This window comes from Streptomyces sp. UNOB3_S3 (assembly GCF_020740895.1).
Lineage (GTDB): Bacteria > Actinomycetota > Actinomycetes > Streptomycetales > Streptomycetaceae > Streptomyces.
Map to the genome: position 1 here is coordinate 1 of NZ_JAILXP010000066.1, position 24,759 is coordinate 24,759.

Genomic DNA, 24,759 nt, shown 5'->3' on the forward strand with positions numbered 1-24,759 from the left:
GCCTCCCACTCCTCGTCCGTCCAGCCCCGGTAGGGCTGGAGCTCCGAGCGCGGCACGTCGATGCCCGACCGCAGCACCAGCGCCTCGCAGCCGTCCAGCCCGGCGGCGACGAGCGCCGCCACATGGCCGTCGCCCCGGTGCTCGCGCAGCAGCGTCGCCGCGTGCCACAGGCGCTCAAGAGGGTCGTCGGGCCAGGCCAGCGCCGCGTTCGCGGCGGACAGGACACGCCCGCCGTGGTCCAGCCGGAGCGCGGCCCCGGCAAGGAGTTGCCCCGCCCGGGCCGCCTCCTTCTCCCGGCCCGCCAGCAGTCGTTCCAGCGCCGCCCGCGCTCCCGCGCGCCGGATCTCCAGGGCCCGCGCCGGCGGAGTGATGTCCCATACCGACGGCAGCGCCCGCGCGACCGTCCCCGGCGCGAAGCCCAGGAATGCCGCCGTGGCCGGCTCCGGGCCCACCGGCCCGAGCGGTGCCGCCCGTCCGGCGAAGTAGCCGCGCCGCCAGCCCCGCAGGCCCGCCTCCTCGAAGGCGGTCAGCGCCTCGGGAGCGAAGTAGGTGACGGCGTGGACGGGTTCGTACAGCTCCCACAGCGTGCGGGCCGCCGTGTCGTTCATGGCCTGGACCTCCGATCGTCCGCCAGATGGCGGCCCAATCCTCGCAGCACCCCCTCCGCCTCCGCCATGATCCGTTCGATCAGTTCCGCACAGGACGGCAGGTCCTCGATGACGCCCGCCACCTGCCCGGCGGCCATCACCCCCAGGTCCGTACGGCCGTCGACCATCGCCGCCTTCAGCAGCATCGGCGTGTTCGCGGCCAGCAGCACCCGGCCCCAGCCGAGGTCCCCGCCGTGCCGCAGGGCCCGTCCGTCGCGCAGCATCTGGCGCCACGTCATTCCCGACAGCGTCCGGAAGGCCGCCGCGTGCCGCACGGCCCGGACGAGCGATTCCGCCCGGCCCGCGCGCTCCAGCCGGGTGACGAAGGGGGTGCGCAGCATCCGGTGGGGGAGGCCGTCGACGCGGTCGGTGACGGTGACGTCCTTGACGGACGCGGCGAGGTACGCGGCCTTCACGGCCGGCGGGACCGTGCTGTCGGAGGTGAGCAGGAAACGGGTGCCCATGGCGATGCCCGCCGCCCCGTAGGCGAGCGCGGCGGCCAGGCCCCGGCCGTCGTGGAAGCCGCCCGCCGCGACGACCGGGACGCCGACCGCGTCGATCACCTGCGGCAGCAGCACCGACGTGGCGACCTCGCCCGTGTGGCCGCCGCCCTCACCGCCCTGCACGATCACCGCGTCCGCCCCCCACGCCGCGACCTTCTCGGCGTGCCGCCGGGCGCCGACGGAGGGGATGACGACCACACCGGCGTCCTTGAGGCGGGCGATCAGCTCCCGTGAGGGGGCCAGCGCGAACGACGCCACCCGCACCCCCTCCGCCACCAGGATCGCCGCGCGCTCGGCGGCGTCGCCCGCGTCCGCGCGGAGGTTGACGCCGAAGGGCCGGTCGGTGCGGGACCGCACCTCCCGGACGGCGGCCCGCAGCCGCTCCGGCGTCATGGTGGCCGCGCCCAGGATGCCCAGGCCTCCGGCGGCGGCGACGGCCGTCACCAGCCGGGGCCCCGCCACCCAGCCCATGCCGGTCTGCACGACGGGGTGCCGCACGCCCACGAGCTCGGTGAGGGCCGTCCTCACGCCCGTACCGTCCTCACGCCCGTACCTCGCGGTCGCGCAGGCCGTCCGGGTCGACGACCTCCCTGATCAGCCGCAGCTCCTCCGTCGTCGGCGGCCGGGTGCGCGGCACGTCCGCCGGCACGTCGAGGGGGAAGCCGGTGGCCGCCCGCACCTCCTCGGCCGTGACGCCGGGGTGCAGCGAGCGGACCCGTAGCGTGCGGTCCGGCGTCTCGAAGTCCAGCACCGCGAGATCGGTGACGACGCGCCGGACGCCGTGGAAGCGCGTCGCGGCGGGCCCGGCGGCGGCCGCCCGGTCGTAGCCGACGCCGCAGACCATGTCGACACGCTCGACCAGGACCCGGGGGGAGTGCCGGGGGATCCAGTAACTGACCGGATGGTTGAGGGAGTTGCCGGGAGCGCCGCGCACGCCCAGCAGCTGCCGGTCGGGGCGGCGCGCGTCGCCGATGCGGCTGATGTTCTGGTTGCCGTGCCGGTCGAGCTGGCTCGCGCCCATCATCACATGCCGTCGGCCCCCGGTGACCAGCGCCAGATGGCGCCGGAACGGCAGCCAGCCCTCGACCACCCGCGCCGTGCCGCCCAGCGCGGGCACGTCGGCGATCAGCATCGCCTCGCCGTCCGTCAGCAGCAGCTCCGGGGCGAAGGTCAGCCGCGCCAGCCGGGCCCCGATCGTGGGGACCGTGCCCATGGGGCTCGCCAGGATCTCCCCGTCGCCGCGCCAGACCTCCGCGCAGGCCACGGCGCAGACCTCGGCCGTGCTCGCGCTCACGGGCCCCCTCATGACGCCGCCCGGGTGCGGAACGCCGCGACCGCCGCCCGGTACTCGTCCTCGTCCCCGGACAGGAAGCGCGCGACGAACTCCCGCCAGGCCGCCGGGTCGGCCGCGGCCCGCGCGTACGCCGCCTGGAACGCCTCGTCGCGGTCGTAGTCCGGCGCGCACGAGGTGAAGTGCGCGCCGCCCGGCGCCTCGACGACCCCGGTCACGCAGTGCCGCTGGACGAGCAGCGTCTGCGGCCCGCCCCCGTCCGCGAACCCCTCGCTGCCGACGACCCGTTCGCAGGACACGTACGCCTCCCTGGCGGCCTCGCAGAACAGGTCGTCGAAGTAGGGGTCCGGGCCCAGGTACTGGGCGTTGCCGCGCGCGTCCGCGCGGTTGAGGTGGACCAGGGCCGCGTCGAGGGCGAGCGCGGGCACGGCCACCAGCTCCTCCCCGTCCTCGTACGGGGAGGTGACCGTCCGCAGGCCGGGGTTGACCGTCATGACGTCCGAGCCGAGCCCCGCCCGCACGGGCAGGAACGGCAGCCGGTGCGCGGCGGCCGTCAGGCCCCACATGACCATCGACTCGTCGAGCTCCACCAGCTCCAGCCCGCCCCGCTGCCGGGCGGCGCGGAAGTGCGGTTCGAGGGGGATCGAGTCGAGGGAGACGAAGGCCGTCACCAGCTTGCGGATCCGGCCCGCCGCCGCCAGCAGGCCGACGTCCGGGCCGCCGTAGGAGACGACGGTCAGATCGGTCAGCCCGGCCCGCAGCACGGCCCGGACCAGCGCCATCGGCTTGCGGCGCGACCCCCAGCCGCCGATGCCGATCGTCATGCCGTCCGCCAGGCGGGCCACGGCCTCGTCGGCGGTCATCCTCTTGGCGGCCGTCATAACCGCTCCTTCATGACCGCTCCTTCATATCCGCCCCTTCATATCCGCCCCTTTTCCGGCCGTCCGGCGGCGAAGGCGGCGCGGTGCCGGTCGCCGACGCCGCCGAGGGCGGCCTCGAAGGTGAAGCCCTGCTCGTAGCGGTAGGCCCGGCGGACGTCGACGGGGTCGATGCCGTTGAGCGCGGCCTTGGCCATGCGCAGCAGCACGCCGTCCTTCGCCGCGATCTCCCGCGCCAGCTCCAGCGCCGCCCCGGCGAGCCCGGGCCGGGGCGTGACGCGCCAGACCGAGCCGTGCCGGTGGAGCTCGGCGGCCGTGACGGTGCGCGACGTGTAGAAGAGGGTGCGCATCAGGTGCTGGGGCACGAGACGGGAGAGGTGGGTGGCGGCGCCCAGCGCGCCCCGGTCGAGCTCGGGCAGCCCGAACACCGCGTCGTCGGAGGCGACGACCGCGTCGGCGTTGCCCACGAGGCCGACGCCGCCGCCGAGACAGTGGCCGTGCACGGCGGCGACGACCGGGACGGGGCAGTCGTAGACGGCGGAGAACGCCTCGGCGCAGGCGTGGTTGACGTCGACGAGGGCCCGGTGGCCCGGCGTGCCGCTCAGCTCCTTGAGGTCCACGCCGGCGTTGAAGCCGCGCCCGGCGGCGGTGAGCAGCACACAGCGGATGTCCGGGTCGGACCCCGCCGCGCGGATCGCGTCCGCCAGCGCGTACCAGCCGCGTACGGGCAGGGCGTTGACGGGTGGGACGTCCACGGTGACGACGGCGATGCCCGGTTCGGGGCGTGCGGTGGAGATGCCCATCGGCTACCTTTCCACCAAACGTTTGTTAGGTGCGGTCCGTTGTCGACGGTAGCAGCGGACCGCTGCCTGGGGGAGGCGTGCATGAGCGGAACTCCCGGCCCCGGAGCGGGCGATCGGAGCACCGGCCCCGGCGGCCGCCGGGTCGTCCTCGTCACCGGCGGCACCCGGGGCGTGGGCGCGGGCATCGCGCGGGCCTTCCTGCGCACGGGCGCGGACGTCGTGGTGTGCGCCCGCCGGCCGCCCGCCGAGCCGGTCGCGGCGGCGGGACGGACGGCCCGCTTCCACAGCGCGGACCTTAGGGAAGCAGCGGCCGTCCAGGAGGTTTTCGCATGGCTCGCGGCCGAGTACGGCCGGCTCGACGTCCTCGTCAACAACGCCGGTGGCACACCCCACCGCCCGCTCGACGCGGCGGACACGGCCCGGCACATCCGCGTCCTGGAGCTCAACCTCCTCGTACCGCTCGCCGTCTCGCTCGCCGCCCGCCCCCTGCTGGGGGCCCGCCCCGGGCCGGCGGGCGGCGCGATCGTGATGATCGGCAGCGTCAGCGGCACCCGTCCCTCGCCCGGCACGGCCGCCTACGGCGCGGCCAAGGCCGGGCTCGCGAACCTGGCCCGCACCATGGCCGTGGAGTGGGCCCCGCGCATCCGGGTCAACACCCTCGTCCTCGGCATGGTCGCCACCCAGGCCGCACGGGTCCACTACGGCGGCGAGGCGGGCCTTGCCGCCGTCGGCCGGACCGTACCGGCGGGACGGCTCGCCGAGCCCGACGAGATCGGCGAGGCCGCCGTCTTCCTCGCCTCGGACCGGGCCGCCTACGTCACCGGGGCCGGCCTGCTCGTCCACGGCGGCGGCGAGGCCCCGGCCTTCCTCGCGGCGGCACACGGAGGGACGACATGACCGGAATCCGTGCGGGACGGGTCGCCGTCGTCACCGGCGCCGGACGGGGCCTCGGCCGCGCCCACGCGCTGGCGCTCGCCGCCGAGGGCGCCCGGGTCGTCGTCAACGACCTGGGCGCCGGGCCGGGCGGGGAAGGCGCCTCGGCGGACCCGGCCCGGCTCGTCGCCGAGGAGATCCGCGCCCGGGGCGGCGAAGCCGTCGCCCACAGCGGCGACATCGCCACCGACGAGGGCGCCCGCTCGCTCGTCACCACCGCCCTGGAGACGTACGGACGCCTCGACGCGCTCGTCAACAACGCGGGATTCCTGCGGGACCGCATGCTGGTCGGCCTCGGCGAGGACGACTGGGACGCGGTCGTCCGCGTCCACCTCAAGGGTCACTTCCTGCCCCTGCGCCACGCCGCCGCGCACTGGCGGGCACGGGCCAAGGAGGGGCGCACGCCCCAGGCGCGGGTCGTCAACACGACGTCCGGCGCGGGTCTGCTGGGCAGTGTCGGCCAGGCCAACTACGCCGCCGCCAAGGCAGGCGTCGTCGGCCTCACCCTCGTGGCCGCCGCCGAACTGGCCCGCTACGGCGTCCAGGTCAACGCCGTCGCCCCGGCGGCCCGCACCCGGATGACCGAGCGGGTCTTCGCGGAGGCGATGGCCGCGCCGGAGGGAGGCGGATTCGACGCGATGGCCCCGGCCAACGTCTCGCCGCTCGTGGTCTGGCTGGCGTCGGCGGACTCCACCGGCGTCACGGGCAGGGTCTTCGAGGCGGAGGCGGGCCGCATCACCGTCATGGAGGGCTGGCACCCGGGCCCCACGGCCGACAAGGGCGACCGCTGGACACCGGGCGAAGCGGGAAGGGCGGTACGGGGCCTGCTGGCACGGGCGCGGGCGGACGGGCCGGTGTACGGGGCGGGGCCGGCGTCCCCCCTGTGACCATCGCCACATCCCCTGCCTGTCACGCTCGTCGCCCGGGCGGTGTCCTCATGGTGCGAGGCCGAAGCGAAAGGAGCGTCATCATGAGGACCGTCATCGTGTGCACGTCCGTCTCCCACGGCAACACGAAGAGGATCGCCGACGTCATGGGCCGGGTCCTGGAGGCCCGGGTCGTCGAGCCCGAGCGGATCGACGCGGCGGAGCTCGCCGCCCACGACCTGGTGGGGTTCGGCTCGGGCATCTTCACGCAGAACGTCCACCCGAGGCTGCGCCGGTTCGCCGAGTCGCTGCCGGAGGGCCGGTACCGCAAGGCGTTCGTCTTCACCACCAGCGGACTGCCCGAACCGCCGTTCCGTCCCCACCCCCGCTCCCTCGCGCGGCTTCTGGAGCGGAAGGGTTTCGACGTGAGCGACACCTTCCAGTGCCGGGGGTACGACACGTCGCTGCCGTTCAATCTCGTCGGCGGGATCAAGAAGGGGCGGCCCGACGCCACCGATCTGGAGGCGGCGCGGGCGTTCGCCGAAGGGCTGAGGGTCAGGACCCTGTCCTGATCAGGACACCACGTCCTTCCCCCGGAAGTGCCGGAACGCCAGCGCGAAGAACACCACCGCGTACGCGACCGACACCGCCGTTCCCTTCACCATCCCCCCGTACTCGGGGCGCGGCTGGAGCGCGTCGGCCCACGCGTACTGCCAGTGGGCCGGCAGCAGGTCCCGCCAGTCACCCAGCGCCGTGACCGCGTCGAGGACATTGCCGACGATCGTCAGGCCCATCGCGCCGCCCACCGCGCCCAGCGGCGCGTCCGTGACCGTCGACAGCCAGAACGCCAGCGCCGCCGTCACCAGCTGGCCGACGAACACGAAGGCCACGCAGAGGGCCAGCCGGCCCGTCGCCGTTCCCGCGTCCAGGGAGCCCCCGGTGGGGATCCGCAACGGCCCCCAGCCGTAGGCGGCCGTGCCCGCCGCGAGCGCCACCAGCGGCAGCAACATCATCGCGGCCGCGCTGAAGGCCAGCGCCACGGCCAGCTTGGCCCACAGCAGCCGGGCGCGCGGCACGGGCGCGGCCAGCAGGTACCGCAGCGACGACCAGCTCGCCTCCGAGGCCACCGTGTCACCGCAGAACAGCGCCACCGGCACCACCAGCAGGAAGCCCGCCGAGACGAACAGCGCGGTGGCCGCGAAGTTGGCGCCGGAGGCGGTGGCGGTGTCCATCAAGGTCACCCGCCCGTCGCGGCCCTGGCGGTCGCCGCCGATCGCGAAGGCCGCGATCAGGACGAACGGCAGCACCGCGAGCACGGCGCCCATCACCAGCGTGCGGCGCCGCCGCAGTTGCCGCGCCGCCTCCACGCGCAGCGGCAGGGTGCGGCCGGCCCGGTAGCCGGGCGCGGATTCGACGGCCGTGGTGCTGCTCACGCGGAGCCTCCGATCAGGGTCAGGAACGCGTCCTCCAGCCGCCGGTGCGGGCCCACGCTCGCCACGGGCACCTCCAGCCGGACCAGTTCCACCAGCAGTTCCGGCACAGTCGCGCCGTCGAGCCGCACCAGCAGCCCCTCGTCGGCCCGTACGGCCGACGCCACGCCGGGCAGGGCGGCCACCTTGTCCACGGTCACCTCCGACAGCCGGCCCTCGACGCCCACCAGCAGGGTGTCGCCCGAGCCGACGATGTCCGCGACCGGGCCGGCGCCGACCAGCCGCCCCCGGTCCATGACGACCAGGTGGGTGCAGGACTGCTCGACCTCGGCGAGGAGATGGCTGGAGACGATCACCGTGCGGCCGGCCGCCGCGTAACGGATCATCACCTCGCGCATCTCCCGGATCTGCGGCGGGTCCAGCCCGTTGGCCGGCTCGTCGAGGATCAGCAGGTCCGGCAGGCCCAGCATGGCCTGGGCGATGGCGAGGCGCTGCCGCATGCCCTGGGAGTACGTGCGGACGGCCCGGTCCAGGGCGGAGCCCAGCCCGGCGATCTCCAGGGCCTCGTCCAGGTGGGCGTCCTCGGCGGGACGGCCGGTGGCCCGCCAGTACAGGTCCAGGTTGGCCCGCCCGGACAGGTGCGGCAGGAAGCCCGCGCCCTCGACGAACGCGCCGACCCGCGACAGCACGGGCGAGCCCGGCCGGATCGCGTGCCCGAAGACCCGGATCTCCCCTGCGTCGGGCCGGATGAGGCCCATGAGCATCCGCAGCGTCGTGGTCTTGCCGGCGCCGTTGGGCCCCAGCAGCCCCAGCACCTGCCCGCGTTCGACCTGGAACGACAGGTCGCGCACGGCGTACCGGTCCGCCGACTTGGCGTACCGCTTGCCCAGCCCGCTGATCCGCAGCGGCACGTCGGCCAGCTCCGGGTCGGGCGCGGGGGCGGTGGTGCGGCGCCGCCCGGTGAGCAGCAGGGCCGCCGCCACGAGCACGCCGCCCGCCGGCAGCCCCCACGTCCACCACGGCAGGCCGGCCGAGCCGGTCCGCACGCCGGGGGCGGTGGGGACGCTCAGCCCGCCGTCCGTGAGGGAGACGGTGTACGTGGCGGGGCGCACCGGTGACGCGTAGCCGAGGTCGGTGGCGGAGAGCACGAGCCGCATCCGGTGCCCGGCCTCGAAGGTGTGGTCGATCGCGGGCAGGCGCAGCTCGACCGTTCTGCCGTCCTTCGCGTCGTCGACGCGCAGCGGGGCGACGAGTTGCCCGGGCAACTGCTGCTGACCGCCGGGGCCGACGTCGTAGACCTTGGCGAAGAGGACCGCCTCGCCGGTGTCGGAGGCGACCTTCACCTTCGCGGTCGGCGTGCCGGTGACGCGGACGCCCTCGGACAGCGGGGCGGAGTCGAAACGGGCGTACTGGCCGGGGAAGTCCAGGGACACCCCCAGGCCCAGCCCCGACAGCTGGGACAGGCCGCCCCCGACGCCGGGCACGGCGGAGACGGCTGGGGGAGCGGCGCCCGCGGGGTTGGTGAAGGACTGCGCGCGACCGCTCAGGGGCACGGTCCGCGCGTCGGCCCGCAGCCCGGGGTAGCGGGTGCCGGTCGCCGCGCGCAGCCGCGTCCTGCCGTCGGTGGTGTCGATGCCGCCGGTGCGGCTGACGCGGAAGGCCGGTCCGGTGCCCGTGGCCTCGTCGTCCTTGAGGTAGCGGTCGAACCACGCGTGCGTGCGCCGCTCGATCCGGTCCTTCTCGTTCGCGACGCCCGTGTCGTGCCCGCCGGAGATCCAGTCGACGGCCACGGGCGCCCCGTTGCGGCGGATGGCGGCGGCAGCGGCGTCGGACTGGTCGAGGGGGAAGAGGGAGTCGTTCTGCCCCTGGACGATAAGGGCGGGGACCTTGATCCGGTCCGCGACGGCGGAGGGGCTGCGGCGCTCCAGCAGCTTCCGGGCCTCCGCGTCGGGCTTTCCGGCGACGGCCACCCGTTCGTACATCTCGCACAGGCTCCGCTCGAACCGCCCGCAGCCGGAGGCGCCCGGGGCGCCCTTGACGGCCGAGGCCGAGCCGGTGGAAGTCGAGCCGGTGGTGAAGAAGATCCCGGCCCAGAGCTTCTTGAAGACGTCGCCGGGGAAGAGGGAGTCGGCGAGGTTCCAATAGGTGATCTGCGGGGCGACGGCGTCGACGCGCTTGTCGTACCCGGCGGCGAGCAGCGCGATCGCGCCGCCGTAGGAGCCGCCCGCGATGCCGACCCTCGGGTCCCCGGCCGCGTCGAGGCGCACCTCGGGGCGCCGGGCGAGCCAGTCGATCAGACGGCTGACGTCGGCGACCTCGCGGTCCGGGTCGTTGAGGCCGATCCGGCCGGTGGAGTGCCCGAAACCCCGCGCGGACCAGGTCAGCACCGCGTAACCGGAACGGGCCAGCTCCTCCGCCTCGGGCCGCAGATCGTCCTTGCTGCCGCCGAAGCCGTGCGCGAGCAGCACCGCGGGGCGGCGCTCGCCGGCGGGCCCGGACGTGAAGAAGGACGTGTCGATCCGGACGGTGTCCTTGCCCCCGCCCGGGCTCTCGGGCATGGCGATCGACCGGTCCTCGCGGCGCACGGGTGGATCGCCGCCGGTGGCCGAGGCGACCGTCCAGGTGCCGGCACCGCCGAGCACGACGACCGCGGCCACGGCGGCGAACAGCCGCCGCCCGCGCGGGCGGGGGAGACGCAGCTTCATGTTCGAATGCTAAGCGGAGCCGGTTTCCGGCTGATCGGGGCGGTCACTCCCCGGCCATGTCCGCCAGCCTTGTGACGGTGTTCCAGTTGCGCCCGGTGCCGGCCGTGCCGAGCCGCCGCTCGGTGAGCACCTTCGCCAGCCGGGAGTCCCGGATGCCGTTCGCGCAGTGCAGATACACCTCGCGCTCGCCCAGGGCGAAGGCCTCGGGCGCGTACTCCGCCGGGTCGAGATCCGCGACGGTCGCCGGGTCGGCCGGACCGGCGAGGAAGGTCACGACGAACCGCGCGGGGTCGACCTCCTGCCCGGCGAACGGATTGGCGTCGACGACACGGCGTATCTCACCCGCCTCGCGTACCAGACAGGTCACGGAGAACCCCAGCTCCCGCTCGATGGCCTCCTCCAGACGGGCGGCCAGCGTCGCCTCGTCGGCGCCGGGGTGGGTGAAGACGGCATTGCCGCTGTTGAGATGCGTCCGGACGGATTCGCACCCCATGCCGGCCAGCAGCTCCCGCAGGGTCTGCATGGGGACGCGCTTCTTGCCGCCGACGTTGATACCGCGCAGCAGCGCCACATACGTTGTCACGCGGTCACCCTAAGGGGAGGTACTGACAGGGGTCAGGAACGTTCCCATCGCACCGTCCGGTCGCACCACCGCTCCAGCAGCACCGCGTCGTGCCCGACCGTGAGCAGCCCCGCCCCGCTCTCCCGGCGGTACGCCTCGACGACCCCCACCAACGCCGCCGTCGTCGACGCGTCCAGCATCGCCGTCATCTCGTCGCAGATCAGCCACCGCGGCCGCAGCACCAGCGCCCGCGCCACGCACGCCCGCTGCAGCTGACCGTCGCTCACCTCGTGCGGGCGCCGCGCCAGGAGCTCGTCCGACAGACCGACGACCGGCGCCAGCTCGCCCACCCGGGCGTCGGCCTCGGCACGGCGGCCCGTCGCCCGCAGCGGCTCGGCGATCAGGTCGCGGAGCCTCAGCCGGGGGTCGGCCGACTGCCGGGGCTGCTGGAAGACGACCCCGAACGCGGTGCGCTGCCCGCGCGGCGCGCGATGCCGCCAGCCACGAGCCGGCTCGCCGTCGATGACGACGGTCCCCGCCTCCGGACGGTGCAGCAGCGCGGCCACGCGCGCCAGCGTGGACTTGCCGCAGCCGCTCGGGCCGAGCAGCCCCACGGCCTCGCCGTCGCCGATGGTCAGCGACACGTCACGGACGACCGGTTCGCGCGGGTCGTAGCCGGCGGTGATGCCACGGAGCTCAAGCACGGGAGGCCTCCTCGGCGGCCGGGTGCGGATGGTGACAGGGGTGTGGATGGTGACAGGCCACCCCGTCGACCAGCGCCGGCACGGCCTCGCACGCCCCCGTCGACGTGCCGCAGCGCGCCGCGAAGGCGCAGCCCGAGGGCAGCGCGCCGAGCTCCGGCGGCATGCCCGGAATGGGGGTGAACGCCCGCTCGGGCAGCGCGTCCAGCAGCCCCCGCGCATACGGGTGCCGGGGTCCGGCGGCGCCGAAGAACACCGCCGCGTCCGCGATCTCGACGATCCGGCCCGCGTACATCACGGCGACGCGGTCCGCGATCCGCTCGGCCGCCGCGAGGTCATGCGTGATCATCAGCAGCGCGTGGCCCGCGTCGGCGTGGCGGCGCAGCTCGTCGGCCGTGCGGTCGACGAGTTCACGGTCCAGGCCGGTCGTCGGCTCGTCGGCCAGCAGCAACGGCGCGTCGCCGACGAGCGCGAGCGCGGCGGCCGCGCGCTGCGCCAGGCCACCGGAGAGCTGGTGCGGGTAGCGGTCGAGGTGACCGGCAGGGAACGCCGCCCGTGCGGCGGCCGCCTCGACGGCCTCCGCCGGCGCGGCCCCCCGGGCACCGGTCAGCTCCCGCACCGTCTCCGCCAGTTGCGCGCGCACGGTCCGTACGGGCGTGAGGTGGGCGGCCGGGCTCTGCGGTACGAGCCCGACGCGCCGGCCCCGGACGGTACGGGCCAGCGTCCGCTCGCCGGCGGAGAGCAGCTCCAGGCCGTCGCCGAGGTACGCCGCCCCGGACGTCTCGGCGTTCCCTGGCAGCAGCCCGAGCAGCGCCGAGGCCAGGACGGACTTGCCGCAGCCGCTCTCGCCGACGAGGGCGAGGCATTCCCCGGCCCCCAGCTCGAACGAGGCGTCGCTGACGGCGGCGACATGCCTGCCGCCGGGCATCCGGAACCGTACGGACAACCCGCGCACGGAAAGTACGGACCGAACGGAGGGCACGGCCGTCACAGCGTCAGCTCCGATCGGTGCCGGGGGTTGAGCCGTGCGCGCCAGGCGCCGGCCAGGCCCGCGAGGGCGAGGGTGGGGACGATGATGAACAGGCCCGGGAAGAGCGTGGGCCACCAGTCGCCCGCGAGCAGCGAGCCCCGGGCGCTGTTGACCATGTTGCCCAGGCTGGCCCGGTGCGTGGGCAGGCCCAGGCCCAGGAAGGACAGCGCCGACTCGTGCCAGATCGCGTGCGGCACCATCAGGACCGCCGCGAGCCCCGCCTGCGGCAGCACCGCCGGCAGCAGGTGCCGTACGGTCACCCGCCACCGCGACGCGCCACCGGAGACGGCCGCGTCGATGTACGGCCGGGTGCGCAGCGACAGCAACTCGGCCCGCACGACACGCGCCGTCGACAGCCAGTGGGTGACCGCCACCGAGGCGACCACCGGCCAGATCCCGGGCCGGAACAGGGCGACGACGAAGATGCCGAGCAGCAGGTGCGGCACGGACGAGAAGAGGTCGACGAGCCGCATCAGCAGCCGGTCGGGCCAGCCGCCGAGAGCGCCCGCGAGCACCCCGGCCGCCGTGCCCACGACGGTCGCGACGAGCGCGGCCACCACGCCCACGAGCAGCGAGACGCGCAGCCCGTACACACAGCGCAGCAGCAGGTCGCGGCCGACCTCGTCGGTGCCGAAGGGGTGCGCGGCGCCGGGCGGCAGCAGCTTCGCGCCGAGGTCGACGGCCTGCTCGTCCAGCGGTACGGCGAGCGGTACGACCAGCACGGCCAGGACGACGGCGGCCGTGACGACGAGCGAGACACGCAGCCGAATGCGGTTAGCCATCGAAGCCCACCCTCGGATCGACCAGCCCGTACAGCAGATCGGCCAGCAGATTGCCCACCAGCACGGCCGCCGTGGCGAGCAGGGTCAGGGCCGCGAGCAGCGGGAAGTCGACCTTGGTGGCCGCCTCGACGGTCGCCGAGGCGATGCCCGGCCAGCTGAACACGGTCTCCACCAGCAGCGCGCCGGTGATGAGCTCGGGCACACGGGAGCCGATCAGGGTGAGGACGGGCAGCAGCCCGGACCGCAGGGCGTGGCCGAGGAGGACCGTCCGCTCGCGCAGCCCGCGGGCACGGGCGCCGCGCACGGGGTCCTCCGCCAGCGCGTCCCCGACGCCCTGGCGCACGTACAGCACGAACCACGGCAGTTGGGTGGCGGCGAGGACGGCCGCCGGGAGCACGAGGTGCGAGGCGACCTGGCAGGGCGTGGCGGCGTCGGCGCCGGTGTCGGTGAGACCGCCGGCCGGGAGCGCGCCGAGCTTCACGGAGAAGAACCAGACGGCGAGCAGCCCCAGCCAGAACGGCGGGGCCGCCTCCAGCGTGTAGGCGAGCCCGGTGACGGCCCGGTCGAGCCACCCGCCGCGCCGCCGGGCGGCGAGGACGCCCAGAACCGTACCCACGGTCACGGCCACGGCGAAGGCGACGCCGCACAACAGCACGGACCACCCGACACGCTCCCCGATGACCTGGGAAACGGGCTGGCGCAGCGCCGCCGACTCGCCGAGGTCGCCGGTGAGCGCGGCACACAGCCAGTCCCACCAGCGGGACACGAACGGCCGGTCGGCGCCGAGGTTCGCGCGCAGCTGGTCCAGTACGTCCCGCCCGGCGCCGAGCCCGGCGGACCCGGCGTACGCCTTGGCCGGGTCGAAGGGCGAGGCCGCGGCGAGGGCGAAGACCCCGAAGGTCACGACGGCGAGCAGGGGGACGGCGGCCAGCAGCCGCCGCCCCGCCATGCGGGCCATCGGCCCCCAGGGAAGCCGGGCGGTCACTTCCCGGTCTGCCAGTCCTCGACGTTCCACCACGGGCCGGCGCCCAGGCCGTGGTCGTGCGGCTCGACCTGGGTGGTGAGGCCCTTCCGGTCGCCGTTCATCACATAGAGGTGGTCGACGTGGGTGAGGAAGACATAGCCGGGGTTGTCGGCGAGACCGCGCTGCACCGCGTCGTACGCGGCCTTGCGGGCGGCCTTGTCGCCGCCGCGCCGGCCCTCCTCCAGGGCCTTGTCCACGTCGGGGCTGCTGTAGGCGGCCATGTTGTTGAAGCCGTCGAGGGCGAGGGAGGAGTGGAGCAGGTTGTAGAGGTCGAAGTCGGGGTCGGCGGGGTTGCCGCCGCCGGCGAGGACCGCGTCCTCCTTCATCCGCGGCTCGATGACCTCCCAGGTGCCGCTCTGCACCTTGACGTCGACGCCCGCCTTCTTGGCGTCCGAGGCGAAGGCCAGGGCGTGCTCCTCGCGGAGCTTGTCACCGGCGGGGAACCAGAGGGTGAAGGCGGCGCGCTGCCCGTCCTTCTCCCGGATGCCGTCGCCGCCGGGCCGCCAGCCCGCGTCGTCCAGCAGCTTCTTCGCCCTGTCCAGGTCATGGGGCCGCTCGGTGCCCTTCGTGAACCACTCGCTGTCCGTGGGGACGGGACCGTAACCGGCCCGGCCCGCGCCCTCCAGCAGCTTGTCGACCATGGCGTCGCGGTCGACGGCGAGATCGAGGGCGCGGCGCACGGCGGGATCGCCGGTGACCTTGTTCGCGGTCGGCAGCGTCACCCCGCGGAAGTCGGTGGTCCGGGCGGTGAGGGTGGCCTTGGACTTGTCGCCCTTGAAGCCCTTCACCAGGTTCGGCGGGAGGATCGCGCCGTCGAGGTCGCCGGAGCGCAGCCGGGTGGCGCGCACGTCGTCGTCCTTGATGATCGCCATGGTGAGCTTCTTGACCTTCGGCTCGCCGCCCCAGTAGGCGGGGTTGGCCTTGAAGGTCAGCTTCTCGCCCTTGCTCCAGCCGGTGAGGACGTACGGCCCGGTGCCGACGGGCGCCGTGTTGAACGAGCCGGTGTTGACGTCCTGCCCCTTCGCCACGTGCTCGGGCACGATCGGCAGGACGGTGCGCTCGGCGAAGGGCGCGTAGGGGTACTTGAGCGCGAAGACGACGGTGTCGTCACCGGCGGCGGTGACCTTGTCGATCGCGGCGAGCTCGCCCTTGGCGGCGTTGTTCGTCTTCTCGTCGAGGATGGTCCGGTAGGTGAAGACCACGTCCTCGGCGGAGAACGGCTTGCCGTCGCTGAACGTCACGCCCTTGCGGAGCTTGTACGTGTACGTCCGCCCGTCGTCGGTGACCTTCGGCAGCTCGGCGGCCAGGGCCGGCTCCAGCTCCATGGCGGAGTCGCGGCGGAGCAGCCCGTCGAAGATCTTGGAGTTGCCGTCCTTGCCGTAGCCGAGGAGCGGGCTGAGCGTCTCGGGCTCGTTGGCGAGACCCACGACGAGGGCGTCCTTCCCGCCCCCGGCCCCACCGCCGCCGGGCGTCGAACAGGCCGTCGCGCCTGCCGCGAGGACACCTGCCATGGCCGTGGCGGCCACTCCCCGTATGGACCGGGCCGTCATGCCCACACCTCTTACTCAAGGTCTCTTGCTATTGCGAACAAAGTGCAATTAAACAGGAGGTCAAAGAGCGGGCATGATCCGGGGGTGTTGATGGGGGTTGTGCCCGGAATATTCGGTTTCCTCTCAGGGGCAGGGCGCCCCGGGCGGCGGATCGGTCAGGAGGCTGTGCCATTCCTGGGTGGTGCTGAGGGAGCAGACACGGGAGGCGACGTCGTCGGCGTCGAGTTCCCACAGCCGGCTCGTCCGGTCCAGGCTCGCCGTGGCCAGCACACGGCCGTCGGACGGGAAGGCGAGGGAGACGACGGTGTCGTCGTGGCCCGTCAGGATGGCGGTGGTGCGGTTGCCGCCGGTGTCCCACAGCCGGACCGTGCGATCGGCGCCGCCGCTGGCCAGGGTGCGGCCGTCGGGTGAGAACGCCAGGGCCTTGACGACCCCGGTGTGGCCCGTGAGGGTCCGGGTCCGGCGACGCGTGGCGGTGTCCCACAGCCGTACGTCCCCGTCGGACCCCGCCGTGGCCAGGACCCGGCCGTCCGGGCTGAACGCCACCGCCCAGGTGGTGGCCGACTGCCCGGGGAAGGTCGCGACGACGTGACGGGAGGCCACGTCCACGAGCCGCACCGAGCCGTTGGCGTTGCCCTTGGCGAGGGTGCGGCTGTCGGGGCTGAAGGCCAGGGTGACCGTCTCGTCGGTGTCCCCGGTGGCGATGACGTCCGGCCGCCGGGAGCGGACGTCCCACAGTCGCGTCGTACGGTCCTCACCCGCCGTGGCGAGGAAACGGCCGTCAGGGCTGAAGGCGAGGGCGAGAACGGACCGGGTGTGGCCGGTGAGGGTGGCTTCCGTGCGCCGGGAGGCCACGTCCCACAGCCGTACGGCCCCGTCCGCGCCGGCGCCGGCCAGCGTCCGGCCGTCGGGGGAGAAGGCCAGCCCGGTGACGGCCTCGGACGTCCCGGCGAGGGTGGCGACGTGCCGGCGGCCGTCGGCGTCCCACAGACTCACCACGCCGTTGGCGTCACCGATGGCGAGCGTCCGGCCGTCGGGGGAGAACGCCACCTGACGGGGCGTCCGGCGCGCGCCGAGCGGGGTCGTCATCCGGCCCGCCGCCACGTCCCAGATGCCCGCGCCCGGTGCTTCGCCGGAAGTGCCCGCGGCCGGGCCCGCCCCGGGCGGGTCGAGCGACACGGTGGCGACGTGCCGGCCGTCGGGGCCGACGTGCAGTCCGTTGACGGGCAGCTCGCTGGTGAGGGTGGCGGTCGTCTCATGGGTGGTGGCGTCCCACAGCCGGATGGTGCGGTCGTGGCTCGCGGTGGCGAGGGTGCGGCCGTCGCGGAGGAAGACGGCCCGGGCCACTATCCCGGTGTGACCGGTGAGGGTGGCTTCCGTATGCCGGGACGCCACGTCCCACAGACGCGCGGTGCCGTCGGCGCTCGAGGTGGCCAGCGTCCGGCCGTCCGGGGAGAAGGCCACGGACATCACCGAGTCGGTGTGCCCTTCGAGTGTCGCGGTCTCCTTGAGGGCGCCGGTGTCCCACAGCTTGACCGTGTGGTCGTTGCACGCGGAGGCCAGCGTCCGGCCGTCGGGTGAGAACGCCAGGCTCATCACCTGCTGCTCGTGCCCGGCCAGCTCGGCCGTCCGCCGGTACGTGGCCGTGTCCCACAGCCTGATCGTGCGGTCGTGCCCGCCGGTGGCCACGGTGCGCCCGTCCGGGCTGAAGGCCACGCCGAGGACGCCGCCCTGATGGCCCTTGAGGGTGCCGAGCACCTTGCGCGTCGCGACGTCCCACAGTTTGACGCTGCGGTCGTGGCTGGCGGAGGCGTCCGGCCGTCGGGCGAGAACGCGAGCGCGTTGACACTGTCGGTGTGCCCCCGGAGCGTCGCCAGGACTTCTCCCGAACCGGCGTCCCAGAGCTTCACCGTGTGGTCGTTGCCCGCGGTGGCCACGGTGCGCCCGTCGGGGGAGTACACGGCGTTGTTGACGGCGGCCCGGTGGCCGTTGAGGTCGTCGGCCCGGTGCCGGGCGTACGCGCTCAGCAGACTGCTGCGGGCCTCGACGGTGGGCGCGTGACGATAGGCCGTGAGCGCGGAGAGCATCGCCGCCTCGGGGGACTCCCGGGAGAGCAGGTCCGCCCGGGCCGCGGATTCGCGCGAGAGGGCGAGCCGGTGGTTGCTCTTGGCCGACCGCCACTGCTGGACGGCCACGGTACCGGCGGTCAGGGCCAGGACGAGGAGCGTGGCGAGCACCGACGCCAGGGCTCTCAGCCGCTTGAGAGCGCGTTTCTTCGCCCGTCTCTTCGCGTCGTCGTGATGAACGCTGGCGTCCAGGAACGCCCGTGTCGCGGAGCCGAGCGCGGTGTGGCGCCCCGGAGCGGTCGCCCACTCCCGCGCGGCGGCCAGCCGGCCGCCGCGGTAGAGCAGCCCGCGGTCACGGCCCTCCGCCTCCCACGCGGTGGCGGTCTCCGCCAGCCGCTGATGGATGTGGAGCCCCGCGCGGTCGTCGTCGACCCAGCGGCGCAGCCGCGGCCAGGTGCACAGCAGCACCTCGTGGGCGAGTTCCACGCGGTCGGCGTCGTGGGTCAGCAGCCGGGCCCTGGTGAACACGTCGAGCACGGCGGCGGTGTTCTCGGGGACCGCGTCCGTTTCCTGTGCGAGATCCAGCAGATCGGCCCGGCGGGCCGGGCGGCCGGTCTCCCGGTCCCCTTCCCCGGTGACGTTCACCAGCTGGAGGAGGACACGACGGGCCGCCTGCTGCTGAGGCGCGGTGAGGGACAGGTACGCGCGCTCCGCCGTGGCGGCCACCGCGCCCGATATGCCCCCGGTCAGCCGGTAGCCGGCCACGGTCAGGGCCGCCCCGTCGCGGTGCTGCCACGTGCACAGCAGGGCGTGCGAGAGGAGGGGGAGAGCACCGGAGCGCGGGGCGCCACCGTTCGGCGCGAGACCCACGTCGCGGAGGAGGATCTCCACCAGCCCGGCCTCCACGGTCAGCCCGGACCGTCGCGCCGGGCCGGTGATGACATCGCGCAACTGCGCCTCGTTCATCGGCGCGAGGGCCACATGCCCTCGCTGGAGGGAGAGCGCCAGGCCGGGGTGGGTGAGGCAGTGGTGGTAGAAGTCCGCCCGCAGGCCGAGGACGACCAGGGCGGGTGGGCGGCCGTCGGCAGGTGACGTCCCCGTGGCCAGCGCAAGCAGCGCGGCGACGAAAGCGGCCCGCTCCTCGTCGTCCTGACAGAGCGTGAACGCCTCCTCGAACTGATCGACCACGAGCACCAGGCCGCCCGGCCCGGACGTCACCTCCTGGACGAACGTGCCGAACGTCTCCGGGCCCCGCTCCCACGCGTCGGCCAGCGCCGCGTGGGCGGCGCCGCTCACGGCGGCCAGCTGAACGAGCAGCGCGTCCAGAGGGCGTTCACCGGGGGTGAGGACCACCGTCGGCCACGCGTGCGCGCCGCGCGCCGGCAGCGCGCCGCGCGCGAGCGCCGGCAGCAGACCGGCCCGCAGCAGCGAGGACTTGCCGGCCCCGGAAGGGGCCACGACCATCAACGGCCCCCCGGCACCGCCCACGAGCCGCTCGGCCAGCCGCGCGACGAGGTCGGCCACGGCCTCGTCCCGCCCGAAGAACCACCGCGCCTCGTCAGGCCCGAAGGACGACAACCCCCGGTACGGGCAGACCCCGGTGTCCGACGGCGAGGACTTGGAGGACTTGGAGGACTTGTGGGACGACGCGGCCTCCGCCGCCCGCGCGAGCCGCTCCAGCGTCCCGTCGGTGCCGAGCGCCTGGTCGCACGCCCGGGCCAGTCCCAGGGTCAGTGGCTTCTCACCGTTCTCGACCCGGCTCAGATACCCCTTGCTGTAGAAGGCGAGCCGCGAGAGCTGGACGAGCGACACCCCTTGCTCCCGGCGCAGCCGGCGCAGCAGCTCACCGGGCGGGGCGGGCTCGGCGGCCCGGACCGCGTCATCGGCCCGGACCGCGTCATCGACTCCACCGTGGCGCGTCGCCCCATCCGTCACTGTCTCTTGGCCTTTCCCGATGACCAGGGCCGTCGCACATCCGCCGGTGAGTGGACGCCTGTTGATATTCGGGAGGAATCATCTCATCAGGTGTTGAGCGCGGAGACCCGAGGTATATGCGCTTTCCGTCGCTCCGGGCCCCGGAGTGGTGGGACGGGGGCGGGCGGCCCCTCGTCGGCGGCTGACCCCCGCATCTGCGTCTGTGCAGGTCAGCGACTGTTTCCCGGGTTTCCGGTTCGGTTGGGAAACCGGGGAACCCGTTGACCGGCCCGTTGGCCGGATCCGACTCTTCGGTCGTGTGGGAACGACATCCCGCACGGATTCATTCCCGCCCACGCGGTCTTCGACAACCGGAATTCCCGATCCCGAAAAGGTAGTGAAAAACAAAATGCTCAAGAGACAGACCGACGCGGCACGCATGCGCAGAGCGGTGTCGCGCGGGATCGTGGCCGCCACCGCACTGGCCTCGGTCATCGGCGTGGCCGCGCCGGGCACCGCCGTGGCGAAGCCCTCGGACGCGGCGGTGACCGCCGAGGGAGGGATCAGGACGACCGACACGCAGCGCGTCGACGCGGCGTCCGTGGTCCGCCTCGACCCCAGCCCGGACGTCCTGCTGCTCAGCGACTACGACTTCGTCCACGCGCTCTGGCAGAAGGCCAGGGACGCCGGCCAGAGCCTGGACGCGGTCCGCCTGGCCGCCGAGGACGCCATGGTCAGCGGCTCCGACGAGGAGCACGCGCGGTTCATCACGACCGGCGTCCACGAGGCGTACGAGGTCGACAAGCAGCGGGAGAAGGACCGGTCCGACGCGGACCGCGCGGCCCGGCTCGCCAAGTCCCAGGCCCTGATCGCCGTGGGCATCCCGAACAGCCCGGACCTGCTCGCGCTCAGCGACGACAACTTCATCCGCGCCGTGATGAAGCACGACGCCTCCGGGCCGGAAGTGAAGAAGACGGCCGCCGCGGCACTGGCGGGGGACGCGGCCGCATGGCAGGAGTTCATCACCAACGGCATCCGCGAGGCCCACGGCGTCGACGTCGCCCAGGAACTCAAGGACCTCGAGGAGAAGAACCGCGAGGAGGCCGAGCGCCGCAAGGAACTGGCCGCGCGCAAGAACACCGCCGCGCTGTTCGGCGTCACGCCGTCCGAGGCCATGCTCGCCCTCGGCGACGACAACTTCATCCGCGAGCTGCTGCGCGGCGTCCCCGCCGACGCGCAGAAGACCGAGCTCTACACCACGGCGCAGAAGACGGTGCTGAGCTCCGACGCGGCGGAGTGGAAGAAGTTCATCCACACCGGCGCCGAGCAGGCGTACAAGCGCGACGACGAGGCCCGCCGGAAGAAGATCGCCGACGGCGACCGCCGGCTCGCGCTGCTGATCCAGACCAGGGCCGAGAAGACGGGCGTGAACCCCTACCTCGTGGCCTCGGCGAAGAAGGCGCTGGCCGGCAGCGACGCGGACGTCGCCCAGTTCCTCAAGGAGGACAGCCAGTACCGGGCGAAGCGCCAGTCCTTCCAGCCGGCCGCCGGCAAACTGTCGGGTTTCTCCATCCGCCAGTCGAACGCGGACGGCGGCGAGGCGTTCATCGCGCCCGTCGGCGCCAAGAGCAAGCAGGCCGACCGCGAGGACGCCACCTGGGTCGTCGTGCCCGCGCTGGCCAACCAGGCCGGGTGCTACTCCTTCGAGTCCGCCCGCAAGCCCGGCTACTACCTCGCGCAGAAGGACCGCCGGGTGCGGATGGGCGCCGACGACCGCAGCACCGCGTTCCGCAAGGACGCCACCTGGTGCGCCCGCAAGGCCCTGTCGGGCTCCGGGACGTCCTTCGAGTCGGCGAGCCAGCCGGGCCGCTGGCTGCGGCAGTACCAGGGCGACCTCTACGCGGCCGACAAGAGCGGCAAGAACCGCTACGACGCGGCCGAGGACTTCGCCCAGGACGCCACCTGGAAGATCTCCACCCCGCTGGCGCGCTGACGACGCCTGTTCACCAGGCCGCTTTTCTCACTTCACAACGGAAATGAACGGAACCCCCATGTCCCGGATCACCCGAGCCGCACTGGCCACCGCCGCCGGTTTCGCCGCCCTGGCGGGCGTCGCGACCCCCGCGCAGGCCGCGCCCGCCACCCCGTCCGTCGCGCAGCTCCAGCCCTCCCACAGCGGCCAGTGCCTCACCATCGCCGACGGTGCCCTGCGCAACGGCGCCAACGCCGTCCAGACGAAGTGCGCCGACGGCCTCGACAACCAGCTCTTCGACCTGGTCCCCGCCGGCGCGGGCACGTTCGAGGTGCGGGCCAAGCACAGCGGCCGGTGCCTGGAGGTCGAGAACAGCGGCACCAAGGCGGGCACGAACGTCCAGCAGTGGTGGTGCGTCGGCGACGCGCCCCAGCAGCGCTGGAAGCTGCTCCTCGTCGACCCCGCGAAGGAGCTCTACGAGCTGCGGCCCTCCCACGTCGACGACCGCTGCCTGGACATCGCCGGCGGCAGCACCAAGGAAGGCGCGAACGCCCAGCAGTGGGGCTGCAACGGCACCCCCGCCCAGCGCTGGCGCGTGAAGCCGGTCGCCGCCTGACCGGCCCGGCAGCCGGATTCCCCCGAACCACCGCACGAGAACGAACGAAACGGAAACCCACGATGACACGCCTCACCCTCACCGCCACCCGGGCGGCACTGGCCACCGCCGCCGGCCTCGCGACCCTGGCCACCGGCACCCCGACCGCGGCCGCCGCGGGGGCGGCCGAGTCGGTCGTCCAGCTTCAGGCGGCGCACAGCGGAAAGTGCCTGGACGTCGACCACGCCCAGAAGGGGAACGGCGTCCTGGTCCAGCAGTGGACCTGCAACCAGACCCCCGCCCAGCAGTGGCGCATGGTCCCCTTCGCCGACTCCTCCTTCGAGCTGCGGTCCGCCGTGAGCGGCAAGTGCCTGGAGGTGGAGAACAGCAACCCCGAGCCCGGGGCCCTGGTCCAGCAGTGGGGATGCGTCGGCGGCAAGCAGCAGCGCTGGCGGATGATCCTCGTCGACGACGCCAAGAAGCTCTACCAGCTGCGCCCCATGCACGTCGAGGACCGCTGCCTGGACATCGACCACCGCGGGATGGACAACGGTGCCCTCGCGCAGCAGTGGACCTGCAACCAGACCCCCGCCCAGCTGTGGAAGGTCCTGCCGGTCAAGTGACCTCGCGGTCCGTCCGGCCCCTGGGACAGCGCCGTGCCCGGCACGGCGCTGTCCCTCGCCATATGGGGGGCCGAGAAGTGAGTCGTACGTTCTTTGGGGGTCAAGAGTGAATCGTCGAGTGAGCCGTCGAGTGAGTCGTCAGTGGTGGATCAAGCAGGCGCTGGCGGTCGGCATGTTGGCTGGTGGGGTCGCTGTGGCGGGCGTGGCGCCGGCGTGGGCGGACGCGCGCGTCGAGGCAGCGGTTCGGACCGTCGAAGCCGACCAACCGACCGATGAGACCGCTGCCGCAAAGGCCGCAGCGGCGGAAGCGTCCCGTAACTGGGTGCTCAGGCTGGCGAAGTCGTCCATGCCGGTCGAGATCCGTACGTCCGCCTGGAACGCTCTGCGGAGCGCGCGGGGCGATGAGGCGATCGCGGAGTGGCTGGCTCCGGGCGGCGGTTTCGACGCCGCCAAGCAGCGGATACGGGACGCCCGCGTCCGTAACAGGTTGTTCTGCGAACGGGTGGTGCGTACGCACCCGGTGGAGTTCTCCCCGGAGACGCGGGCGGCGGCCGAGCGCGCGCTGAAGGGCACGGCGGCCGACCAGGCGGCATTCGTGAAGACGGGGTACGCGGAGGCGCAGAAGCGTGACCGGGCGGTGCGGGAGGCGGACACCAAGCACAAGCTGGAAGTGGCCGCGAAGGACCGTGACTTCGTGTCGTCGGTCGCCGGGCACGACCCGGGCGAGCAGGTGCGGGTGGCGGCCCAGTGGGCGGTACGCCCGGGCGCGATGGACGCGGACGTGGTGGAGTTCTTCGGCTACGGCTGGATGACCGGCGCCACGCTGGACGCGGAGGCCTTCCGGACGCGGATCGCGGAAGCGGAAACGCTTAGGCACGCTGCCCTGTCCCGGCTGCTCGAGGACGCCGTCGCGGCGGAGAAGGCCGTGAAGGGCTCGTCGGACGCGGCGAAGGCCCGCGCCGAGGCCGAGCGGGCCTGGCAGGCGGTATCGGGCCATGCCGAGGCAGCACGCAAGGCGTGGCTGGCCGAGCGGGAAGCGGCCATGGCACAGGCGGAGAACTGGAAGAACATCGCCAAGGCGGCGAAGGCGTCCGCGGACGAGCTCTGGAAGAACATCGGCCGGTCGGCGGATGAGAACGAGCGGAACTGGTCGCAGGAGCAGGCGGAAGCCAGTGAGTCGGCTGCGTTCTGGCAGAACATGTTCGACAAGGCCCAGGCGGGCGAGAAGCGCGCCAAGGGCTGACATCTGAACTTCCTTCACCTCGGGGCTGTTCGAGCCCTGTCTCTCGGACCCGCATTCATTCCTTCATCAGGTCTTCGGCGGGATCCGCCCTGCCCGCGTGCGCGGGTTCAGGAATCTTTCTCAGTTTCTTGTCAAGTTAGGGGTTCTTCCCGTGATGGGTAGATTCCGGCCGAGGGCCGGACGGCTACGAGGGGCTGTTTCGACGGCCGTTGTCGTAGCGATATTGGGTGGTACGACGGGCGAGGCGACGGCGGCCACGTCGGCGAAGACCGAGTCGGTCTCGGCCACGCAGGCGCTGGCGGCGCTGGACCGGCTGGCGGCGGCGTTGCCGAAGCCGGCGTCGGGGCCGGCTCCCGCGCCGCGTACGGAGCTGGACAAGCTCAGTGCCGATCGTGACCGGCAGTTGGTCGAGGATTTCGCGGAGTTCGACCCGGAACCGGAGGTCCGCGAGGCCGCGAAGCAGGCCCTCGCGAGCGGCGACCCGAACGGGATCCGGGATTTCCTGGCACACGGCGAGGCCGAGGCCCGTCAGCGTGCGAAGGACAAGAAGGACGGCGCGGACGTCAAGAACCGTGCCGAGATCGAGAAGCTGCGCGGTACGGGCGGGGCGTACTTCAACGCCGAGGTCGAGCGTGTCCTGG

General features: G+C 73.7%; 22 protein-coding genes and 1 pseudogene. 8 read left to right on the forward strand and 15 right to left on the reverse strand.

Features of this window, described 5'->3' with window-relative positions; genetic code table 11:
- The 5 genes from K6I33_RS10130 to K6I33_RS10150 all read right to left on the reverse strand — a co-directional run.
- On the reverse strand, positions 1 to 608 hold a 608-nt coding region (locus tag K6I33_RS10130; protein WP_229350098.1), incomplete at its 3' end, for a hypothetical protein.
- The gene (locus K6I33_RS10135) at positions 605 to 1,678 is read right to left on the reverse strand and encodes a nitronate monooxygenase family protein (protein WP_229350100.1); all 1,074 of its coding nucleotides are present in this window, start codon (positions 1,676 to 1,678) and stop codon (positions 605 to 607) included. The genes K6I33_RS10135 and K6I33_RS10130, both read right to left, overlap by 4 nt.
- Before the next feature lie 13 nt (positions 1,679 to 1,691).
- Positions 1,692 to 2,444, reverse strand: coding sequence for a CoA-transferase subunit beta (locus K6I33_RS10140; RefSeq protein WP_374283977.1), 753 nt, complete (start codon positions 2,442 to 2,444; stop codon positions 1,692 to 1,694).
- An 8-nt stretch (positions 2,445 to 2,452) separates the two neighbouring features.
- Positions 2,453 to 3,322, reverse strand: a complete 870-nt coding sequence (locus tag K6I33_RS10145; RefSeq protein ID WP_229350105.1) for a CoA transferase subunit A — start codon at positions 3,320 to 3,322, stop codon at positions 2,453 to 2,455.
- Between the two features lie 38 nt (positions 3,323 to 3,360).
- Positions 3,361 to 4,122, reverse strand: a complete 762-nt coding sequence (locus K6I33_RS10150; protein WP_229350107.1) for an enoyl-CoA hydratase family protein — start codon at positions 4,120 to 4,122, stop codon at positions 3,361 to 3,363.
- Between the two features lie 81 nt (positions 4,123 to 4,203).
- Between K6I33_RS10150 and K6I33_RS10155 the strand changes: the two genes are divergently transcribed.
- The 3 genes from K6I33_RS10155 to K6I33_RS10165 all read left to right on the forward strand — a co-directional run bounded on the left by K6I33_RS10155 (position 4,204) and on the right by K6I33_RS10165 (position 6,493).
- On the forward strand, positions 4,204 to 5,019 hold the full coding sequence (locus tag K6I33_RS10155; protein ID WP_229350109.1) for an SDR family oxidoreductase: 816 nt from the start codon (positions 4,204 to 4,206) through the stop codon (positions 5,017 to 5,019).
- Entirely contained in the window at positions 5,016 to 5,942 is a 927-nt protein-coding gene (locus K6I33_RS10160) for an SDR family oxidoreductase (protein WP_229350111.1), read from the forward strand. The genes K6I33_RS10155 and K6I33_RS10160 overlap by 4 nt, the downstream gene beginning before the upstream one ends.
- Positions 5,943 to 6,025: 83 nt before the next feature.
- On the forward strand, positions 6,026 to 6,493 hold the full coding sequence (locus K6I33_RS10165) for a flavodoxin family protein (RefSeq protein WP_229350113.1): 468 nt from the start codon (positions 6,026 to 6,028) through the stop codon (positions 6,491 to 6,493).
- On the opposite strand, the gene K6I33_RS10170 is transcribed toward K6I33_RS10165, so the two are convergent.
- The 10 genes from K6I33_RS10170 to K6I33_RS10215 form a co-directional block, all read right to left on the reverse strand.
- The gene (locus K6I33_RS10170; RefSeq protein ID WP_229350115.1) at positions 6,494 to 7,354 is read right to left on the reverse strand and encodes an ABC transporter permease subunit; all 861 of its coding nucleotides are present in this window, start codon (positions 7,352 to 7,354) and stop codon (positions 6,494 to 6,496) included. It abuts the gene before it with no gap.
- A complete protein-coding gene (locus K6I33_RS10175; protein WP_229350117.1) occupies positions 7,351 to 10,056 on the reverse strand; it encodes a CocE/NonD family hydrolase in 2,706 nt (901 codons plus the stop codon). The genes K6I33_RS10170 and K6I33_RS10175 overlap by 4 nt, the downstream gene beginning before the upstream one ends.
- Positions 10,057 to 10,099: 43 nt before the next feature.
- Positions 10,100 to 10,639 (reverse strand): DUF1697 domain-containing protein, encoded by a 540-nt coding sequence (locus K6I33_RS10180; RefSeq protein WP_229350119.1) that lies wholly within the window; start codon positions 10,637 to 10,639, stop codon positions 10,100 to 10,102.
- 32 nt (positions 10,640 to 10,671) lie between these two features.
- On the reverse strand, positions 10,672 to 11,322 hold the full coding sequence (locus K6I33_RS10185; protein WP_229350121.1) for an ABC transporter ATP-binding protein: 651 nt from the start codon (positions 11,320 to 11,322) through the stop codon (positions 10,672 to 10,674).
- On the reverse strand, positions 11,315 to 12,247 hold the full coding sequence (locus K6I33_RS10190) for an ABC transporter ATP-binding protein (protein ID WP_229350138.1): 933 nt from the start codon (positions 12,245 to 12,247) through the stop codon (positions 11,315 to 11,317). The genes K6I33_RS10185 and K6I33_RS10190 overlap by 8 nt, the downstream gene beginning before the upstream one ends.
- A gap of 59 nt (positions 12,248 to 12,306) precedes the next feature.
- On the reverse strand, positions 12,307 to 13,131 hold the full coding sequence (locus tag K6I33_RS10195; RefSeq protein ID WP_229350123.1) for an ABC transporter permease: 825 nt from the start codon (positions 13,129 to 13,131) through the stop codon (positions 12,307 to 12,309).
- On the reverse strand, positions 13,124 to 14,089 hold the full coding sequence (locus K6I33_RS10200; protein ID WP_229350125.1) for an ABC transporter permease: 966 nt from the start codon (positions 14,087 to 14,089) through the stop codon (positions 13,124 to 13,126). The genes K6I33_RS10195 and K6I33_RS10200 overlap by 8 nt, the downstream gene beginning before the upstream one ends.
- A gap of 23 nt (positions 14,090 to 14,112) precedes the next feature.
- The gene (locus tag K6I33_RS10205) at positions 14,113 to 15,705 is read right to left on the reverse strand and encodes an ABC transporter substrate-binding protein (RefSeq protein ID WP_229350127.1); all 1,593 of its coding nucleotides are present in this window, start codon (positions 15,703 to 15,705) and stop codon (positions 14,113 to 14,115) included.
- A gap of 123 nt (positions 15,706 to 15,828) precedes the next feature.
- Positions 15,829 to 17,394 (reverse strand): WD40 repeat domain-containing protein, encoded by a 1,566-nt coding sequence (locus K6I33_RS36285; protein ID WP_374283987.1) that lies wholly within the window; start codon positions 17,392 to 17,394, stop codon positions 15,829 to 15,831.
- Positions 17,301 to 19,706 (reverse strand): helix-turn-helix domain-containing protein, encoded by a 2,406-nt coding sequence (locus K6I33_RS10215; protein WP_374283983.1) that lies wholly within the window; start codon positions 19,704 to 19,706, stop codon positions 17,301 to 17,303. The genes K6I33_RS36285 and K6I33_RS10215 overlap by 94 nt, the downstream gene beginning before the upstream one ends.
- A gap of 388 nt (positions 19,707 to 20,094) precedes the next feature.
- Between K6I33_RS10215 and K6I33_RS10220 the strand changes: the two genes are divergently transcribed.
- The 5 genes and pseudogenes from K6I33_RS10220 to K6I33_RS35995 all read left to right on the forward strand — a co-directional run.
- The gene (locus K6I33_RS10220; protein WP_229350130.1) at positions 20,095 to 21,678 is read left to right on the forward strand and encodes an AbfB domain-containing protein; all 1,584 of its coding nucleotides are present in this window, start codon (positions 20,095 to 20,097) and stop codon (positions 21,676 to 21,678) included.
- A 58-nt stretch (positions 21,679 to 21,736) separates the two neighbouring features.
- On the forward strand, positions 21,737 to 22,273 hold the full coding sequence (locus tag K6I33_RS10225) for an RICIN domain-containing protein (protein WP_229350132.1): 537 nt from the start codon (positions 21,737 to 21,739) through the stop codon (positions 22,271 to 22,273).
- A 62-nt stretch (positions 22,274 to 22,335) separates the two neighbouring features.
- On the forward strand, positions 22,336 to 22,875 hold the full coding sequence (locus K6I33_RS10230) for an RICIN domain-containing protein (protein ID WP_229350134.1): 540 nt from the start codon (positions 22,336 to 22,338) through the stop codon (positions 22,873 to 22,875).
- 322 nt (positions 22,876 to 23,197) lie between these two features.
- Positions 23,198 to 24,118, forward strand: a complete 921-nt coding sequence (locus tag K6I33_RS10235) for a hypothetical protein (protein WP_229350136.1) — start codon at positions 23,198 to 23,200, stop codon at positions 24,116 to 24,118.
- A 223-nt stretch (positions 24,119 to 24,341) separates the two neighbouring features.
- Positions 24,342 to 24,759: pseudogene (locus K6I33_RS35995) on the forward strand (hypothetical protein); the annotation flags it as partial.

What these genes read in the sequence shown, in the direction of transcription:
- K6I33_RS10145 (WP_229350105.1), bottom strand. Translation starts at nt 3,322, where the DNA reads ATGACGGCCGCCAAGAGGATGACCGCCGACGAGGCCGTGGCCCGCCTG.
- K6I33_RS10150 (WP_229350107.1), bottom strand. Translation starts at nt 4,122, where the DNA reads ATGGGCATCTCCACCGCACGCCCCGAACCGGGCATCGCCGTCGTCACC.
- K6I33_RS10155 (WP_229350109.1), top strand. Translation starts at nt 4,204, where the DNA reads ATGAGCGGAACTCCCGGCCCCGGAGCGGGCGATCGGAGCACCGGCCCC.
- K6I33_RS10160 (WP_229350111.1), top strand. Translation starts at nt 5,016, where the DNA reads ATGACCGGAATCCGTGCGGGACGGGTCGCCGTCGTCACCGGCGCCGGA.
- K6I33_RS10165 (WP_229350113.1), top strand. Translation starts at nt 6,026, where the DNA reads ATGAGGACCGTCATCGTGTGCACGTCCGTCTCCCACGGCAACACGAAG.
- K6I33_RS10175 (WP_229350117.1), bottom strand. Translation starts at nt 10,056, where the DNA reads ATGAAGCTGCGTCTCCCCCGCCCGCGCGGGCGGCGGCTGTTCGCCGCC.
- K6I33_RS10190 (WP_229350138.1), bottom strand. Translation starts at nt 12,247, where the DNA reads ATGCCCGGCGGCAGGCATGTCGCCGCCGTCAGCGACGCCTCGTTCGAG.
- K6I33_RS10195 (WP_229350123.1), bottom strand. Translation starts at nt 13,131, where the DNA reads ATGGCTAACCGCATTCGGCTGCGTGTCTCGCTCGTCGTCACGGCCGCC.
- K6I33_RS10200 (WP_229350125.1), bottom strand. Translation starts at nt 14,089, where the DNA reads ATGGCCCGCATGGCGGGGCGGCGGCTGCTGGCCGCCGTCCCCCTGCTC.
- K6I33_RS10205 (WP_229350127.1), bottom strand. Translation starts at nt 15,705, where the DNA reads ATGACGGCCCGGTCCATACGGGGAGTGGCCGCCACGGCCATGGCAGGT.
- K6I33_RS10220 (WP_229350130.1), top strand. Translation starts at nt 20,095, where the DNA reads ATGCTCAAGAGACAGACCGACGCGGCACGCATGCGCAGAGCGGTGTCG.
- K6I33_RS10225 (WP_229350132.1), top strand. Translation starts at nt 21,737, where the DNA reads ATGTCCCGGATCACCCGAGCCGCACTGGCCACCGCCGCCGGTTTCGCC.
- K6I33_RS10230 (WP_229350134.1), top strand. Translation starts at nt 22,336, where the DNA reads ATGACACGCCTCACCCTCACCGCCACCCGGGCGGCACTGGCCACCGCC.